15 protein-coding genes are annotated in these 16,386 nt (G+C 68.4%); 7 read left to right on the top strand and 8 right to left on the bottom strand.

Annotated features, from left to right (window positions below; genetic code table 11):
- Positions 1–3 precede the first annotated feature (3 nt).
- Positions 4–2,106, bottom strand: a complete 2,103-nt coding sequence (locus ACTIFS_RS13800; protein ID WP_439574690.1) for a TonB-dependent receptor — start codon at positions 2,104–2,106, stop codon at positions 4–6.
- A 213-nt stretch (positions 2,107–2,319) separates the two neighbouring features.
- Here ACTIFS_RS13800 and ACTIFS_RS13795 point away from each other — a divergent pair, with 213 nt between their 5' ends.
- Positions 2,320–2,694, top strand: a complete 375-nt coding sequence (locus ACTIFS_RS13795) for a hypothetical protein (RefSeq protein WP_439574689.1) — start codon at positions 2,320–2,322, stop codon at positions 2,692–2,694.
- A 15-nt stretch (positions 2,695–2,709) separates the two neighbouring features.
- Here the strand turns inward: ACTIFS_RS13795 and ACTIFS_RS13790 are convergent, their stop codons facing one another.
- From ACTIFS_RS13790 to ACTIFS_RS13765, 6 genes are all read right to left on the bottom strand, one after another.
- On the bottom strand, positions 2,710–3,717 hold the full coding sequence (locus ACTIFS_RS13790; protein ID WP_439574688.1) for a 4-hydroxyproline epimerase: 1,008 nt from the start codon (positions 3,715–3,717) through the stop codon (positions 2,710–2,712).
- Between the two features lie 26 nt (positions 3,718–3,743).
- Complete coding sequence (locus ACTIFS_RS13785; protein ID WP_439574687.1) at positions 3,744–4,955, bottom strand: diguanylate cyclase; 1,212 nt, start codon at positions 4,953–4,955, stop codon at positions 3,744–3,746.
- Between the two features lie 138 nt (positions 4,956–5,093).
- On the bottom strand, positions 5,094–6,023 hold the full coding sequence (locus tag ACTIFS_RS13780; protein ID WP_439574686.1) for a dihydrodipicolinate synthase family protein: 930 nt from the start codon (positions 6,021–6,023) through the stop codon (positions 5,094–5,096).
- 187 nt (positions 6,024–6,210) lie between these two features.
- A complete protein-coding gene (locus ACTIFS_RS13775; protein ID WP_439574685.1) occupies positions 6,211–7,200 on the bottom strand; it encodes a TRAP transporter substrate-binding protein in 990 nt (329 codons plus the stop codon).
- Positions 7,201–7,247: 47 nt separating this feature from the next.
- Complete coding sequence (locus ACTIFS_RS13770) at positions 7,248–8,513, bottom strand: TRAP transporter large permease (protein WP_439574684.1); 1,266 nt, start codon at positions 8,511–8,513, stop codon at positions 7,248–7,250.
- Position 8,514: 1 nt separating this feature from the next.
- Positions 8,515–9,138: a TRAP transporter small permease gene (locus ACTIFS_RS13765; protein WP_439574683.1), complete on the bottom strand. Its 624-nt coding sequence runs from the start codon at positions 9,136–9,138 to the stop codon at positions 8,515–8,517.
- A 112-nt stretch (positions 9,139–9,250) separates the two neighbouring features.
- Between ACTIFS_RS13765 and ACTIFS_RS13760 the strand changes: the two genes are divergently transcribed.
- From ACTIFS_RS13760 to ACTIFS_RS13735, 6 genes are all read left to right on the top strand, one after another.
- The gene (locus ACTIFS_RS13760; RefSeq protein ID WP_439574682.1) at positions 9,251–9,910 is read left to right on the top strand and encodes a GntR family transcriptional regulator; all 660 of its coding nucleotides are present in this window, start codon (positions 9,251–9,253) and stop codon (positions 9,908–9,910) included.
- Positions 9,911–10,115: 205 nt separating this feature from the next.
- Positions 10,116–10,502 carry a DUF6481 family protein gene (locus tag ACTIFS_RS13755; protein WP_439574681.1) on the top strand — a complete coding sequence of 129 codons (387 nt, stop codon included), beginning with the start codon at positions 10,116–10,118 and terminating at the stop codon, positions 10,500–10,502.
- A gap of 202 nt (positions 10,503–10,704) precedes the next feature.
- On the top strand, positions 10,705–11,877 hold the full coding sequence (locus ACTIFS_RS13750; RefSeq protein WP_439574680.1) for an MFS transporter: 1,173 nt from the start codon (positions 10,705–10,707) through the stop codon (positions 11,875–11,877).
- A gap of 95 nt (positions 11,878–11,972) precedes the next feature.
- On the top strand, positions 11,973–12,923 hold the full coding sequence (locus tag ACTIFS_RS13745) for a diacylglycerol/lipid kinase family protein (RefSeq protein WP_439574679.1): 951 nt from the start codon (positions 11,973–11,975) through the stop codon (positions 12,921–12,923).
- On the top strand, positions 12,920–13,762 hold the full coding sequence (locus ACTIFS_RS13740) for a metallophosphoesterase family protein (RefSeq protein WP_439574678.1): 843 nt from the start codon (positions 12,920–12,922) through the stop codon (positions 13,760–13,762). The genes ACTIFS_RS13745 and ACTIFS_RS13740 overlap by 4 nt, the downstream gene beginning before the upstream one ends.
- Before the next feature lie 135 nt (positions 13,763–13,897).
- A complete protein-coding gene (locus tag ACTIFS_RS13735; protein ID WP_439574677.1) occupies positions 13,898–15,139 on the top strand; it encodes a PLP-dependent aminotransferase family protein in 1,242 nt (413 codons plus the stop codon).
- Positions 15,140–15,148: 9 nt separating this feature from the next.
- On the opposite strand, the gene ACTIFS_RS13730 is transcribed toward ACTIFS_RS13735, so the two are convergent.
- Positions 15,149–16,297, bottom strand: coding sequence for an alpha-hydroxy acid oxidase (locus ACTIFS_RS13730; protein WP_439574676.1), 1,149 nt, complete (start codon positions 16,295–16,297; stop codon positions 15,149–15,151).
- Positions 16,298–16,386 lie beyond the last annotated feature (89 nt).

Raw genomic sequence — 16,386 nt, 5'->3', positions numbered from 1 at the left:
CGGTCAGAACCTGACGGTCGTGAAGAAGCGCACCGAACGGCCGGGCATCACCACCTCGTCCTTCTTGAACGAGACATGGTTGCGGATGGTCTCGTCCAGGAGGTTGGTGCCGACAAGGCCGAAGGTGACGCTGCGGGCTCCGGCACCGGGGCGCAGGGCCATGCGGTAGCTCAACTCCGCATTGAGGAGGTTGTAGCCGGGGGTCGGCGTCTCATCGGCGGCGATGCGGGTCTGGGCGAATGCGTGGAGCAGCGTCACGCGGGCGAACCAGGCCTCGTTGCGCCAGTAGAGGCCGCCGCCGAGCCGGTGGGGCGGGATGCGCGGGGCATTGGTGCCGTCGGCGAAGCGGGCATGGACGAAGTCGTAGCGCCCCTCGACGCCGAAGGTGCCGCCGGCAACCTCGCCGATGTCGAGCTGGCCGCGAACCTCGGCGCCGTAGAACGTCGCGTTCTGCTGGGCGAAGGCCAGCTGGCGCAGTTCGGTGCCGCCGCCCGAGCCGCAGGAGGCGAAGTCGTCGTCGCAGGTCAGGCCGGTCAGCTGCTTGTAGATGAAGCCGGAATAGCGCGCGTAATAGGCGGTGGCATCGAAGCGGACCGGCCCCTGCGCGCGCCGCAGCCCGATCTCGATGGAGGTGGCGGTTTCCTTCGTCAGGTTCGGATTGCCGATCTCGAACGTGCCGGAGGCCTCGTGCGGGCCGCGCGAATAGAGCTCCTGGGCACGCGGCGCGCGCTCGACATACTGGCCGGTGAGGCTCGCCACCATGCCGAAGGGCAGGTCCTGCAGCAAGCCGAGGCTGACGCTCATCGGCGTGAACGACCGCCCCGCGGCGAATTCCACCGGCACGCCCGCGCCGCCGTCGAAGCCGGGGAAGATCGTTCCCGTGCCGGCGATGCGGGCGTGTTCGATCCGCAGCGAGGCCTGGGCCCGGGTGGCCGGCGTCAGGGCAAGCTCGTTGAACAGGAAGGCCGCTGCCGTGCGCGTGGCAGCCGGCGCGATCAGTCCGCCGGCCTCGCCCGCGGTCGAGAGATTGCCGGCGCCGAACTGGACACCGAACACCGAGTTCAGCGTGCCGACGGGCGTTGCAAGCGGCCGGAACACGGTCTCGACGCGGCCCTCGACCTCCTCGTTGCGGAAGGTGGCCGCAGTCTCGAAGGCACCCATGTCGAGATGCTGCTCGTTGTGGCGATAGATCGAGCCGCCGAGCCAGAACCGGACGGTGTCGACCACATGGCCGTCGAACCGGATCTCGCCCTTGGCGGTGAGGCGCGTCTGCTGCATGCCGATGCGCACGCCGTCGGGCGCCGATTCCGTTCCCGGAATGCCGTAGAGCGCGCGGAAATGCGAGATGGCCGCACCGATATAGCCGCGGTCGAAGAAGTAGGAGGCGCCGAACGAGGCGCCGAAGGCATTGGAGAAGGAGTTGGCCTGCCGGCCGCCGGGAATGGCGTAGTCGCCGGCATTGCGGCCGAACACGTCGCCGGAGAACGCCCAGTTGCCGGAGGTCGCGCGCACCCGTGCGGCGCCCTCAAGCCCGCCATCGGCGGAGTTGACGCCGCCGGTCGCCATGCCCGAGGCGCCGTCGCGGCCAAGGCGCGTCGGGATGCGCTCGTTGGTGATGTTGACCACGCCGCCGATCGCCTGCGAGCCGAACCGCAGGGCCGCCGGACCGCGGATCACCTCGATGCGCTCGGCCGCCATGGGATCGAGCGGCACCGCGTGGTCCTCCGACAGGTCGGAGACGTCCTGCGCGCCGATGCCGTTTTCCTGAACGCGGACCCTGGCATTGTCGAGGCCGCGGATAACCGGCCGTGAGGCTGCGCCCGGCGCAAAGCTCGAGCCAGTGATGCCGGGCAGCGCGAACAGCTGGTCGCCGAGCGTGCGGCCGCCATTGCGCTGGATCTCGCCCTCGGGGACCACCGTGACCGGCACGAAGGCGCGGTCGATCACCGCAAGCTCGCCCTCACGCAGAGCGGCCGTGCCGCGATCCTCCGTCCGGGGCGCTTCGATCAGGATTTCGGGCAGGGTCGTCTGGGCTGCGACGGGGCCGGCGGCAAGGATCAGGACGGCAAGGCTTGCGGCCGAGGCAAGGGCAGGGCGGATGGGCATGGGCACTCCAGCCCGAAGGCCAATGATATGTAATGTTATTACATAAACGTTTCGAAGGCCGGCGCTGTCAAGCGGCAAGAGGAGGTGCGTGCCCTGCAGCCGGATTGCTGGCTGGAAATGCAGGGTCGAAGGCGAACAATCCGGCTGAAACATGCCGGCGGCATCAGTCCGCAACCGTTCAGCCACGACCTGCGGCGCCTCAGGAGCCTTGTCATGACCGCCGCCCCTTCCGCCCGCCGCACCGTGCTGTTCGGCGCCCTCGCCGCCGCGACGCTCTTCTCGGGATCGGCGCGGGCCATGGTGCCGCTGCCGACAGTGACCCTGTTCAAGGTCGTCGGTCCGCGCGACGAGATCTTCATCGGCCTCCTGACGGCCGAACTGCAGGCGCTCGGCGGTGGTTCGCATGCCGAGGCCATCTCCAGGAAAGTCGCCTCGGAGGGTCAGATGACGGTCTGGCGTTATGCCGTGAGCCGCGGCCCGGACGGGGCGCTGGTCATGGCGCCGGTCGCCCAGGTCGGCATCTTTGCCGCCGGCATCATGCGCATCGAGCCCTATTCGACGTCCTATGCGGTGCTCGCGCCGAACTGAGCGGCCGGCCTGCTCCTAGCCATCGGCAAGCTGGAAGCCCTGCCAGTAGGGGTCGCGGTCATCGACGACGATGGTGTTCAGGCCGGTGACCCGCGCCCAGCCCTCGATGGACGGGATGATGGCCTCGCGGTCACCGACCGTCGCACGCCCCTCGATGCGGCCGGTGAAGGTCGAGCCGATGATCGATTCGTGGACGAAGTCCTCGCCCTCGGTCAGCCGGCCGGTGGCGGCAAGCTGGGCCATGCGCGCGGAGGTGCCCGTGCCGCAGGGCGACCGGTCGATGGCCTTGTCGCCATAGAACACGGCATTGCGGGCCGTTCCGCCGTTCCGCGGAGCACCCGTCCACATCACATGGGTCAGCCTGTCGAGCGCCGGGTTCTCGGGGTGAACGATGGCATGCCGCGCATTGAAGGCCGTGCGCAGCAGGCCGGAGAAGCGGATCACCTCGGACGGTTGCAGGTCGTCGAGGTCGCCGTAGCCTGTCTGCGGCTCGACGATGGCGTAGAAATTGCCGCCATAGGCGACATCGACCGTCAGCGGGCCGAGCCCTTCGACATCGACCGCGTAGCCGCGTCCCAGCAGGAACGAGGGCACGTTGGTGATCCTGACGCTGTCCACGAAGGGGCCGTTCTGGACATAGCGGGCCTCGACGAGCCCGGCCGGCGTGTCGAGCCGCAGCAGGCCCGGCTGCCTCGGCGTCACCAGGCCGTGCTCGATGATGGTGGTCACCGTGCCGATGGTGCCGTGGCCGCACATGGGCAGGCAGCCGGAGGTCTCGATGAACAGGATGCCCACATCGCAGTCCGGCCGCGCCGGCGGATAGAGGATCGAGCCGGACATCATGTCGTGGCCGCGCGGCTCGAACATCAGGCTGGTGCGGATCCAGTCGTGATGGGCGAGAAAGTCCTGCCGGCGCTCGAACATGGTGGCGCCGGCCAGCCGGGGGACGGACCCGCCGATGATGACGCGGACGGGATTGCCGCAGGTGTGACCGTCGATGCAGGAAAAGGTGTAGCGGGGCATGGCTCGTCAGACGGGCAGGGGCCGGGTCAGGCGGCCGGTCTTGCCTGCCGCCGGCCCGCCGCGGTGTCATTGTCAGCCGCCGCCAGGATCGAATGCAAGGTGCGGCCGGCCTGAACCGCCTCGTCGGCCACGGCGCAGCGCGACTTGCCCTTGGCCTTGGCCAGATAGAGGGCGGCGTCGGCAAGGGCGAGCAGTTCCGACACGCAGGCTCCATGGTCGGGAGCGCAGGCGATGCCGACGCTGACGCCGATCGAGGCACTTGCGCCGCCTCCCAGCGCGTAGGTGGTGGCGATCCTGCCGATCAGGCGTTCGCCCATCGCGAGGGCTCCCGCAGCATCGACCTCGTCGGCGATCAGAACGAACTCGTCGCCGCCGATGCGGGCCGTGACATCGCCCGCGCGCGCGACCGCGTTCAGCCTCTCGGCGACGACCCGCAAAACGGCATCGCCGGCGGCATGGCCGAACCGGTCATTGACCTGCTTGAAGCCGTCGAGATCGAGATAGAGCACGGCCAGACGGGCACCGGGCTCACCCGGCCGCCCCGCGAGCCGTTCCTCCAGCGCCTGGATCAGGCCAGTGCGGTTGGTCAGCCCGGTCAGCGCGTCGTGGCGGGCGAGGTACCGGTTGTCACGCTCGGCCTTCATGGTGGTGACGAGCATGTCCTTCAGCCGGTAGGCGGCCTGGCCCATGCCGGCAAGGTAGAGCGGGACCTGCACGGCGACGGCGATCAGGACCCATTGGCCGGTGACCAGTGCTCCGGCCGCCAGCGGGATCAGCGACAGGGCCATCATCGCCAGCGTGAGCCGCGGGGCCGCGAAATTGCGGAAGCACATTCCGCCGATCATGGCGGTCACGGAGATGCAGGCCAGCACAGCTGCCGGCCAACTGCCCATCGTCAGGCTGACGAAGGCGCCAAGCCCGATGGTTGCGCTCCAGGCGAGTGCCAGCACCAGATAGATGTCGGTCGGCGTCCGCTCGCCGAGGGCGGCAAGACGGTGGGCGCGCACCAGCACCGCCAGCCGCCAGCCGCAGACGAGGGCCTCGGCCGCGAGCCAGAGGATGAAGGCCGGCTGGGGGTGCAGGGCGGTCACGATGGCCGCGACCATGAGCGAATTGACAAGGCCTGCGATGAAGACAGGCAGCGAGGTGAACAGGCTGCCGACCATGGCGCGGCGGATGTCGTCCGGCACGTCGCGCCCTGTGTCCGTCAGCCAGCGCGTCACGCGCCATGTGGGCATGCTGAACGGGGCGTTCGGGCAGGGCATCGGATCCTCGCTTCCGCGGGACAGATGCGCCGGTCGTCTCAACAGGACCTTAACCGTCATGGCCCGTCGCCGGCCGTGATTAACGGCCGGCAAACGGGGCGACCTGCCACGTCAGGCGGCAGCCTTCAGGCCGACTTCCGGCAGCTTCGGCCGATTGGCGAGCGCCTTGGCCATCATCGCCTCGACCTCGGCCTTCTCATGCGGCAGCAGGGCAAGGCGCGGCGGACGGGTGAGCGCCGTGCCGCGGCCCATGATGTTCTCGCAGAGCTTGATGCACTGGACGAGGTCCGGGCGGGCATCGAGATGAAGGAGGGGCATGAACCACTCGTAGAGCGGCATGGCCTCGGCGTAGCGGCCCGCGCGCGCGAGGCGGAACAGCGTCTCGCCCTCGCGCGGGAAGGCATTGGACATGCCCGAGACCCAGCCGACCGCACCCATGGCGACGCTCTCGACGATGACGTCGTCGAGGCCCGCGAACAGCACGAAGCGGTCGCCGACCATGTTGCGGGTGTCGATGAAGCGGCGCGTGTCGCCGGAGGAATCCTTGAAGCAGACGACGGTGTCGACATCGGCCAGCGAGACCAGAATGTCAGGCGTGACGTCGTTCTTGTAGATCGGCGGGTTGTTGTAGAGCATCACCGGCAGGTCGGTGGCGGTGGCCACGGTGCGGAAATGCTGCGCGGTCTCGTGCGGCTTCGACGAATAGACCAGCGCCGGCATGACCATGATGCCATCGATGCCGATGCGCGCGGCCTCCTTGGCGGTCTCGACCGCGAAGGCGGTGGTGAACTCGGCGATACCGCAAAGCACCGGCACGCGGCCGGCGGCGACCGACCGGGCCGTCTCCATGACCTGGATCTTCTCCGATCGCGCGAGCGAGGTGTTTTCGCCGACCGAGCCACAGACGATGAGGCCGGAGACGCCGTCGCGGATCAGGTTGTCCATGACCTTCGCCGTGGCGTCGATGTCCAGCGAGAGGTCGTCGTGGAACTGGGTGGTGACGGCCGGAAAGACGCCTTCCCAGGAAATGCGGGGTGCCATGGGGTAACTCCAGTCGGGGATCGTGCTGCCGGCAGCTTCGTGCGGGAACAGCCAGGTTCGGATGAAAGGCCGTGCGCGAGGTTCGTCATCCCCGGCACAGGGCCGGGGATCCACGACGTGTCTTGCAGCGGCCAGAATGCGTGGATGCCCGGCACAGGGCCGGGCATGACGAGGCAGCGCGAGGCTGTCAGAGCGTGCGGCCGACCTGGCGCAGTTCGGCGAGGACAGGGGCCTTGGGCAGCCAGAGCTTGTCGAACTCGGCGACCACAGCCTCGGCGTCCTTCGGGTCGGCGACGCGCACCTGCGCCGGGCCGGCCTTGAACTGTTCGACCAGCTTCGGCTCGTTGACGGCCAGCTCGTCGATCTGGATGTCGAGGGCCGCCTTGACCGCCCGGGTGATGATCTCGCGGTCGGCCGCCGGCAGCGTCGTCCAGACACGGCCGGAGACGAGCGCGATGACCGGCATGAACACGGCGTTCATCATCAGGATGACCTTGGAGACGCGGTCGAAGCGCTGGTTCCAGGAGAACTCGAGATCCGCCTCGAGGCCGTCGACCTGGCCGTTGGACATGGCGTCGAACACCGCGGGGGTCGGGATCGGCGTCGGGGCGGCGCCGAGCGACTGGTAGAAGTCGCGATAGACCGGGGTGGGGTTAATGCGCAGCTTCATGCCGCGGATATCGGCCAGCCTGGAGATGTCCCGGGCCGAGAAGATGGCGCGCATGCCGGTGATGCCCCAGGCAAGGCCGACCGTGCCGGTCTCGCGCGGCAGCACGTCGAACAGCTTCATCGCCACCGGATGGCGGACGAGCTTGGCGATCTTCGGCGTGGAATCGACCACGTAGGGGGCGGTGATGGCGGCGATGGTGGGCACGCGCGAGCCGAGCTCGGCCGCCATGATCCAGCCCATGTCGAGGGCGCCGGACTGCATCTGCTGCAGCATGGCAGCCTCGTTGCCGAGCTGGCCGGCATGGAACACGGTAAGCGACAGGCGGCCGTTGGTCTCGGCCTTCAGCGTCTCGCCGACCTTCAGCGCCGCGCGGTTCCAGGGATGGCCGGGCGGGGTGAGGATGCCGAGGCGGAATTCACGCGCCTGCGCGAGCGCGAGCGAGGGCGCGCCCAGCGGCATGGCAACACCGGCGGAGGCGGCGAGGAAGCTGCGGCGGGAGAATGTCATGGGAGGCTCCTTGAGACAGAAGGACGGTTGGCAGGGGGCATGCGCATTCACTTGATCAGCGCCGTCGACAGCGACGGGAAGATGGACAGCACCACCAGCAGGACGCAGGCGACGATGAAGAAGGGCAGGGTGACGAGGAACATCTTGCCGGGCTTGGCCCCGGTGACGGCTGCGGCGACGAAGAAGGACAGGCCGACCGGCGGGGACAGCAGCCCGAGCACCAGATTGACCACCACAACCACGCCGAAATGCCGGGGGTCGATGCCATAGACCTCGGTGGCGATGGGCAGCAGGATCGGCACCGCCATGATCAGGCCGGGCACCCCGTCGATCACCGTGCCGATGACCAGCAGGATGATGTTGACCAGGAGCATGAAGCTGACCGGGTCCTTGGCGACCGACTGGATCCAGGCGGCGGCCTCCTGCGGCACTTTCCCGTAGATCAGGATCCAGGAGAACACCGAGGCCGCGGCCACCAGGAACAGCACGATGGCGGCGAACACGCCCGCGCGCAGCAGCATGGTGGGCAGTTGCGAGAAGGTGAGCTCCCGGGTCCAGTAGCGGCCGATCAGGACCGCCGCGACCGCGCCTACGGCCGCCGCCTCGGTGGCATTGGCCAAGCCGCTGAGGATGGACCCGACAATGACGACCGGGATGATGAGCGCCGGGAGGCCGCCGAGGACGGTGCGTACGCGCTGGCCGAGGCTCATCTTCTCGCCGCGCGGGTAGGCATAGACCCAGCCCATGGCGGCGATGACGGCAAAGAAGAAGCCGGTCAGCAGCAGTCCGGGGATGATGCCGGCGATCAGCATGTCGCTGACCGAAACCTGGGCGAGCACGCTGTAGACGACGAACATGACCGAGGGCGGAATGATCGGCCCGAGCATGCCGCCATAGGCCGTCAGCCCCGCGGCGAAGGTCTTGTCGTAGCCCTTCTTCTCCATTTCCGGGACCATGATCTGCGCCATGATCGCCACCTGCGCGGTGGCCGAGCCGAGGATGGAGGAGACGAACATGTTGGCGAGCAGGTTCACATAGGCGAGCCCACCGCGCAGTGCGCCGACAAAGGCGGTCGCCATCTGGACGATGCGCTGGGTGATGCCACCGCCATTCATCACCTCGCCGATCAGGATGAACAGCGGGATGGCGATGAGCCCATAGCTGTCAACGCCGCCGAAAAGCTGGAGCGGATAGGTCTGGAAGAGGAGCGGATTGCCGGAGGCCAGGATGAACACGATGCCGGCAAGGCACAGGCACAGGCCGATCGGCACGCCGACCAGCATGAGGATGACGAAGGCGCTGGTGGTGATCATGTCAGTTCACCGCATCGGCCGCACCGAGCGAGAAGCCCGGATGCTCGACCTTCGCCACCAGCCCGAGGTCCTCGAGCAGGTTGGCCAGCGCATGGATCGTCATGGAGACGGCGAAGAGGGGCAGGATCGTGTAGAGCACCCAGGTCGGCCAGTTCAGCGTCTGGGTCCGCTCGGTGTAGAGGAAGTTGAAGGTCGCAGCCGCGAACTCCCGGGCATCGAACCCGGCCCGCGCGATGCCGACCGGGTCCATCCACAGCCAGCACATGACGCAGAGAGAGATGGAGAAGACCGCGACGAGGGTCGTGGCGACCACCTTGGCGCGCCGCCGCAGACCCTCGGACAGCTTGTCGGTGAGCATGGTGACGGCGAAGTCGAGCCTCAGCCGCGTCATGGCCGAGGCGCCGATGAAGGTCAGCCAGACCACGGCATAGACCGCCGATTCGTCGATCCAGTAGATCGGCCGCCCGGCATAGCGCGTGCCCACATTGAGCAGGATCAGTGTCGTCAGGAGGGCCATCAGGCCCATGATGGCCAGGCGCTCGATGCCCAGCAGGCGCTCCGACAGCCAGATCACCGCCCGGCAGGGCGCGGCAGGAACGGGTCGGATGGTCGCCTGGTCAGTCATTGGTTCTCCCGGTGGGGAGGGTTGCGTCAATGCGGCTGGTCAGAAGCGTAGATTTTATACAATATGCGAGTCAATAGAGAATTCACCGTTTCTGCCCTAGGGTACCGAATCGATGACCGCGCAGCTCCAGCACCGCACCCTCTCGGCTGCCATCGTGGATCGTCTCAGGCAGGCGATTCTCGACGGCTCGCATCCGGCCGGCACGCAGTTGCGCCAGGATGCGCTGGCCGAAACCTATGGCGTGAGCCGCATCCCCGTGCGCGAGGCCCTGTTCCAATTGGAGGCCGAGGGGCTGGTGCGCATCCTGCCGCACAAGGGCGCGGTGGTGTCCGAACTGTCGATCGACGAGATCAACGACGTCTTCGATCTGAGGACCATCCTGGAGCCGCGCCTGTTCGCGGCCTCGGCGACGCAGTTTGGCGCGGAGGACCTCGCCATGCTCGACTTCATCCAGAACCGGTTCGTCAGCGCCATCCGCGCCAATGACGTCAGCCGGTGGGGGCTTCTCAACGCCGAGTTTCACATGGCGCTCTATGCCAGGGCGGTGCAGCCGCGCACCCGGGCCATCGTCAGCGCCCTGCTGCAGACCAGCGACCGCTACACCCGCGTCCAGCTTTCCAGCACGGCCGCCATGGGCAAGGCCCAGCAGGATCACGCCCATCTGATCGCGCTGTGCAAGGCGGGCAAGGTGGAGGAGGGCTGCCGCTTCCTCATCGGCCATATCGAGGAGGTCCGGCAGGATCTGCTGCGGGTTCTCGGGCGCGCCGGTTAGGCTTCCTTTGCGATAAGTTCAGGAAAGAGCTGCCCTGCGTCAACATGCTGTCACCCAAACGTGGTTGGACATTGACGCAGCGGGCGTGGTTTTGTATTTCCGCAGTGATCGAAGATCGGGTCTTGAGCCGCGCGCGGCTTGATCCAGGTTGCGGTCGCTCCGCCCCCGCCCCAGTTATTGGTATCAACCGAAGGATCGCATCACGTTGCCGTCGCCGTTCCAGCAACATACCTTCAATGCTCGCCGTGAAGACTCCCTGAAGGCGAAGCAGGCTCTCCTGGAGAAGTTCAAGACCCGTCCCGGCCCGGACGATCCCGAAGTCCAGCGCCGGATGATGGAGCGTCAGGCGGTTGCCGAAGCGCGTGCCGCTCGCGAAGCCGTCAAGGAGGCCGAGCGCCGCGCCGAGGCCGAGCGCCTTGCCATCGAGGAGGCTGCCCGCAAGGAAGCCGAGCGCATCGCGGCCGAAGAGGCCGAACTGAAGCGCCTCGAGGAAGAGGAGGCCCGCAAGGCCGCCCGTCCGCAGCAGATCATCCGCGAGATCGCGGCCTATGCCGCAGCCCGCCAGCGCGCGGCATCCCGCGGCCGTCGCTGACCGCAAGCCTGCCGTTCCGTTCGATCAAGGGCCGCCCGCGCGGCCCTTTTTCGTTGGCGCGGCCGTCTTCCGGCCCCTCGGCAGGTCTGGCCGCCCGGGTTCGCCGGCCGAGGGAATGCAGGCCGCCCCTGCGCGCGCGTCGCTTGGCGCCCGCAGTCTGATCGCCCACTCTGCGCCGCCCTGAGCAGAAGGCCGACCAGACGTGAACCGCGCCTCGACCGTCATCACCTTCATCAACATCGCCCACGCGCTGGATCACCTGTTCATGCTGATCTTCGCGACCGCCGTGCTCACCATGGCGGTGGAGTTTTCCGTCCCCTTCGGCGAGTTGCTGCCGCTGGCGCTCGGCGGGTTCATCGCCTTCGGCGCCCTGTCCCTGCCGGCGGGCTGGCTCGGCGATGCCTGGAGCCGGCGCCACATGATGGCGATCTTCTTCATCGGCGGCGGGCTGGCGGTGGCGGCCACCGGCCTTGCGCGTAATCCGACCGAGATCGCCATCGGCCTCACCGCGATCGGGGCTTTCGGCGCCATCTATCACCCGGTGGGCACGGCCATGCTGGTCTCCCATGCGGACCGGCTCGGCCGCGAGATCGGCATCAACGGCGTCTGGGGCAATATGGGCGTCGCCCTGTCGGCGCTGCTGACCGGCGCGCTGGCGCAGGCCTTCGGCTGGCGCACCGCCTTCGTCGTGCCGGGGCTTGCCAGCGTCGGTATCGGCCTTGTCTTCATGGCGATGGTGCGCAACGAGCGGCGGATGGGCTCCAAGGCCTCCAACCAGGCGCGCATCGGCAAGGCCGAGATGATGCGCGTCTTCGTCATCCTGCTGGTGGTCGCCTTTGCCCTCGGCATCACCTTCAACGCGGTGACGGTCGCGCTGCCGAAGCTGATCGAGGAACGGATCGGCATGTTCGGCTCGGCGCCGGCGGTGATCGGCACCATCGGCTTTCTCGTCTATCTGTGCGGGGCGCTCGCGCAGTTCACCGTCGGCAACCTGATCGACCGCTATTCGCTGCGCATGATCCTGCTGCCCGTCGGCTTTGCCATCGCGCCGCTGCTGCTGCTTGCCTCCTACGCCAGTGACTGGGCGCTGCTCGCGGCGGCGACCGGGGTCGTGGTGGTCATGTATGCGCAGGTCACCATCAACGACGCCATGACCGGCAAATATACCAGCGACGAGTGGCGCGCCCGGGCCTTCGCCGCCCGCTACACCATCACCTTCACGGTCGGCGCGGGGGCGGTGGCGCTGGTCGCCGCGCTGCACAGGACCGGCGGCTTCACGCTGACCCTGCAGGTGCTGGCGGCCGTCTGCCTGATCATTGCCGTCGCCGCGCTGTTCTTCCCGGACGACCGGCCGGTGCGGGAGGATCCCGCCTGAGGCAGAGGGAACCTTCCGGCGGCTGCGCCGTTTTTCCGGTCACGACGGCTGTGCCGCCAGTTCCGGCGGCCGGTTGATCGGTGGAACCCTATCCCATGGCAGAACAGATCGGTGATGCAGGAGCCGGCCTGTTCGGCCTCGGCGAGGGCCTGACGGCGGCGGTCCTGGCCAATGTGGCCTCGGGTCTGACCGAGGGCCCGAGCCCGGCCGTGGACGCGGCGGTGGAGGCTCTCTCGCAAGCGGGCGTCTATCCGCGCGTTTTCATGGCGGGTGGCGGGCGACTGGCCGAGGCGCTCAAGGCCTGTCGTCAGGACGCGCCGGACCTGCTGGTGGTCGTCGGTGGAGACGGGACCGTGCTCGCTGCGGCGGAGGCCTTTCTCGACACGGCGACGGCCATCGCCGTCGTGCCCGCCGGAACCGTCAACCAGCTCGCCCGCGATCTTGGCGTTCCGCTCGATCCCCTCCAGGCGGTCGCCGCGCTTGCCGCCGGCACGCCCCGGCAGATCGATGTCGGCGTGGTCAATGGCCGCGCCTTCCTCTGCACCTCGGTGATCGGACCGCTCGCCCTGCTGCAGCGCTATCGGGAGGAGGCCCGCGGCCGCCTCGTCGCCTCCGTCGGCTCCTTCTTCACAACGGGCCTCAAGGCCCTGACTCTGCGTCCGTCCCGGCTGACGCTGCGGAGCGGCCGCCGATCCTGGCAGCAGGAGACGCGCGGGGTGATCGTCTCGGTCAATCCCTTCGCCGAAGCGGTGTCGCGGGTGCCGCTGCGCGAGCGGCTCGACGGCGGGATTCTGGCCGTGCACACGTCCCGCGAGAGCGGCTATTTCCCGCTGTTCCGGATGGCCGCGGCCATTGTGGCCGGGCGCGCGCGCCGGCACGATGCCATCGGCTATCACGAGACTGCGGAGTTGACCGTGGAGACGCGCAGGCGACGACTGGTCGTGCTCAACGACGGGGAAGTGCGGCAGCTGGAAACGCCGCTGCGGTTTGAGGTCCGGCCGGCTGCGCTCACGGTTATCGCCCCGGCGGCATCCGGGCGCGCATGACGGTTGTCGCGCATCTGTCCGACCTGCATTTCGGCACCGAACAACCGGCAGTGGTCGAGGCGCTGCTCGCGGCCCTCGAGGCTGCGCCCCCCGATGTGATCGCGATCAGCGGCGACCTCACGCAGCGCGCCACCCTCCACGAGTTCGGGGAGGCCCGGGCCTTTCTCGATCGCCTGCCCGCGCCCTATCTCGTGGTGCCGGGCAATCACGACATCGTCGGTCACCGGCCGTTCGAGATGGTGTTCTGGCCATTCCGGCGCTGGCGACGCCTGATCACCGACGGCCTCGCTCCGGAATGGTCGGACGCGGTCCTGTTCCTGAAGGGCGTCAACTCGGCCCGGCCGTTCGGCCCCTATCTGAACTGGTCGCGCGGACGGTTCAGTCCTGCGCAGGTCGAGTCGCTCGGCGTGACAGGGGCCGATCACCGTTCGCTGGCCATCGTGGCGCATCATCCCGTGGCATTCGGCAACGATGTCGACCGTGACTACCACCTCGCCACGCGCGCCGAGGAGGTGCTGGCCGCGCTGTCCCGCCAGCCGCGCAGCCTCGTGCTCGCCGGCCATCGCCATCGCAGCCATGTCAGCCTGTGGAACCCTTCCGATGGCGAGCGGACCGTGGCGGACGAGGTTGTCGCAAAGCCTGGCGATGTGCTGATCGTCCACGCGGGGACGGCCTGTTCGGACCGGTTGCGGGGCCAGCGCAACAGCTGGAACCGGCTGACTATCGAACCGGGCCGCGTGGCGGTCGAGGCCGTTACCTTCGAGGACAACGGATGGTCGGCCGCGCCGCCGGTCTCGGTCGTCTGGCCCGAGGCGGGCACCCTGCCGGGCCCGGCCTGAAGCCACGTCTGCACCACCCGCACGGCCGCTGCCGCGCCGCGGGCCTTGCCCATGCCCGCGCTTCACCGCAAACAGGAGGCGAGGCCCCGGCAGAGGGCCGGATGCCGCCGCCGGCGGCCGGGGAGGGAGCAGATCATGGATGGCCAGACGCCTGCGGGCAGCTTTTCGCTCGGCACGATGTTCCGGCCCGGACTGCCGGATCCGGCACCACGATTTGCCGGTCTGCCGAAGTACAATTTCGTCTATGGCCACAATGATCCCGATCAGGTGCCGGCCGAGGCGCTCGCCGAATCGGCGGCCCGCGTGCTCAGCCAGAACGGCCACCTGCTGGGCATGTACAATCTCGGGCAGGCGCCGCTCGGCCACGACCGGCTGCGCGCCTTCGTCGCCCGGAAGCTGGCGCAGCGCAGCGGCATCGCCTGCACGGTCGATGATGTGCTGATCACGTCCGGCTCGCTGCAGGCCATGGATCTGGTCAACAACCTGTTCGTGGCGCCGGGCGACACCGTGATCGTCGAGGCCTTTACCTATGGCGGGGCGATCACCAAGCTGCAGAAGCTGGGCGCGCGCATCGTGCCGGCACCGCTCGATGCCGGCGGGCTCGACATGGAGGCGCTGGCAGCCATCCTCGGCCGGCTGAAGGCCGAGGGCGTGACGCCGAAGTTCATCTACACGATCCCGACCGTCCAGAACCCGACCGGGTCGGTGCTCTCGCTGGAGCGACGGCACCGGCTGATCGCCCTGTCGCGCGACCATGGAGTGCCGATCTTCGAGGACGAGTGCTATGCCGACCTGGTCTGGTCAGGCGAGCGGCCGCCGGCGCTCTACGCACTGGCGCCCGACCGGGTCATCCATATCGGTTCGTTCTCCAAGTCGCTCGCTCCGGCCCTGCGCCTTGGCTACATCGTCGCGGCCTGGGACGTGCTCGGGCGCATCCTCGCCACCAAGTCGGATGCCGGCTCCAGCGCGCTCGCCCAGATGGTGGTCGCCGACTATGTCGAGACCCGCTTCGACGATCATGTCGAAGACCTGCGCGCAGGGCTGCACGCCAAGCTGGACGTGCTGATCGAGGCGCTCGGCGAGGAATTCGGCACGAGCGCGGAACTTTCCGTGCCGGAGGGCGGCATCTTCCTGTGGCTGAAGCTGCCGGACCATGTCGATGTCCGGACCTTCGCCAAGGCGGCGCTCGATCAGGGACTGGCGTTCAATCCGGGGCCGGAATGGGCCTGCGACCCGGAATCGGCCAGGAGCCACATGCGCCTGTGCTTCGCCCTGCCGAGCCCCCAGCACATCCGCGAGGGCATCGCGGAACTCGCGCGCATCTGCTTCGAGCACACGGGCGTGCCCGAGCGCGGGGCCAACCGCAGCCGGGTCTGACAGCCCGGCTCAGGCCGGCCCGCCGCCCACGAGGATGTTGCGGTCGACCGCGGCGATGTCGCGCAGGCCACACAGCGCCATGGTGATGTCGAGCTCCTTGCGGATGATCTCGATGGCCATGGTCACACCCTCCTCGCCAAGGGCGCCGAGGCCGTAGAGGAAAGCCCGGCCGACATAGGTGCCCTTCGCGCCCAGCGCCACCGCCTTGATGATGTCCTGGCCGGTTCGGATGCCACCGTCCATGTGGACCTCGATCCGGTCGCCGACGGCCTTCGCGATATCGGGCAGGGCCTCGATGGAGGACATGGCGCCGTCCAGCTGGCGTCCGCCATGGTTGGAGACGATGAGCGCATCCGCGCCGGACTTCACGGCAAGCTCCGCATCCTCGGCATCCAGAATGCCCTTCAGGATCAGCTTGCCGCCCCAGCGGTCCTTGATCCACTGGACATCGTCCCAGTTGAGCGCCGGATCGAACTGTTCGGCCGTCCATGACGACAGCGAGGACATGTCGTCCACGCCCTTGGCGTGGCCCACAATGTTGCCGAAGGAGCGCCGCTTCGTGCCGGCCATGGCCAGGCACCAGCGCCACTTGGTGGCCAGATTGATGAGATTGGTCAGGGTGGGCTTCGGCGGCGCGGACAGGCCGTTCTTGATGTCCTTGTGGCGCTGGCCGAGGATCTGCAGGTCGAGCGTCAGCACCAGCGCCGAGCAGCCGGCCTTTCTGGCGCGGTCGATCAGGTTCGCCGCGAACTCGCGGTCGCGCATGACGTAGAGCTGGAACCAGAACGGCTTGCCCGTCGCCTCCGCGATGTCCTCCAGCGAGCAGATGCTCATGGTCGACAGCGTGAAGGGGATGCCGGCCTTGTTGGCGGCCCGCGCGGCGAGGATCTCGCCGTCGGCGTGCTGCATGCCGGTGAGGCCGGTGGGAGCGAGCGCCATGGGCATGGAGACCGGCTGGCCGACCATGGTGGCGGCGAGCGTGCGGTTGCGCATGTCGACAGCGACGCGCTGGCGCAGCTTGATCTTCTGGAAGTCGCTCTCGTTGGCGCGGTAGGTGCTCTCCGTCCAGGAGCCGGAATCGGCATAGTCGTAGAACATGCGCGGCACGCGCGCTTTGGCGAGGACGCGGAGATCCTCGATGCTGGTGATTGTCGCCATGCCCTGAACGCCCCCCGACTGCCGGTCTGATTGGCAGCCGGTCTATCACGGCGCAGGCGCGGCGGACCAGATGCTTTGCCGCAGGGAGG

Source organism: Phreatobacter sp. (genome assembly GCF_051860605.1).
GTDB lineage: Bacteria > Pseudomonadota > Alphaproteobacteria > Rhizobiales > Phreatobacteraceae > Phreatobacter.
Note: the sequence above shows the minus strand (reverse complement) of the source record. Positions and strands in the feature narration are given on the sequence as shown.

Excerpts from the sequence above, each read along its gene's own strand:
- ACTIFS_RS13800 (WP_439574690.1), bottom strand. The coding sequence starts at position 2,106 with ATGCCCATCCGCCCTGCCCTTGCCTCGGCCGCAAGCCTTGCCGTCCTG.
- ACTIFS_RS13795 (WP_439574689.1), top strand. The coding sequence starts at position 2,320 with ATGACCGCCGCCCCTTCCGCCCGCCGCACCGTGCTGTTCGGCGCCCTC.
- ACTIFS_RS13790 (WP_439574688.1), bottom strand. The coding sequence starts at position 3,717 with ATGCCCCGCTACACCTTTTCCTGCATCGACGGTCACACCTGCGGCAAT.
- ACTIFS_RS13785 (WP_439574687.1), bottom strand. The coding sequence starts at position 4,955 with ATGCCCACATGGCGCGTGACGCGCTGGCTGACGGACACAGGGCGCGAC.
- ACTIFS_RS13780 (WP_439574686.1), bottom strand. The coding sequence starts at position 6,023 with ATGGCACCCCGCATTTCCTGGGAAGGCGTCTTTCCGGCCGTCACCACC.
- ACTIFS_RS13775 (WP_439574685.1), bottom strand. The coding sequence starts at position 7,200 with ATGACATTCTCCCGCCGCAGCTTCCTCGCCGCCTCCGCCGGTGTTGCC.
- ACTIFS_RS13770 (WP_439574684.1), bottom strand. The coding sequence starts at position 8,513 with ATGATCACCACCAGCGCCTTCGTCATCCTCATGCTGGTCGGCGTGCCG.
- ACTIFS_RS13765 (WP_439574683.1), bottom strand. The coding sequence starts at position 9,138 with ATGACTGACCAGGCGACCATCCGACCCGTTCCTGCCGCGCCCTGCCGG.
- ACTIFS_RS13760 (WP_439574682.1), top strand. The coding sequence starts at position 9,251 with ATGACCGCGCAGCTCCAGCACCGCACCCTCTCGGCTGCCATCGTGGAT.
- ACTIFS_RS13745 (WP_439574679.1), top strand. The coding sequence starts at position 11,973 with ATGGCAGAACAGATCGGTGATGCAGGAGCCGGCCTGTTCGGCCTCGGC.
- ACTIFS_RS13740 (WP_439574678.1), top strand. The coding sequence starts at position 12,920 with ATGACGGTTGTCGCGCATCTGTCCGACCTGCATTTCGGCACCGAACAA.
- ACTIFS_RS13735 (WP_439574677.1), top strand. The coding sequence starts at position 13,898 with ATGGATGGCCAGACGCCTGCGGGCAGCTTTTCGCTCGGCACGATGTTC.
- ACTIFS_RS13730 (WP_439574676.1), bottom strand. The coding sequence starts at position 16,297 with ATGGCGACAATCACCAGCATCGAGGATCTCCGCGTCCTCGCCAAAGCG.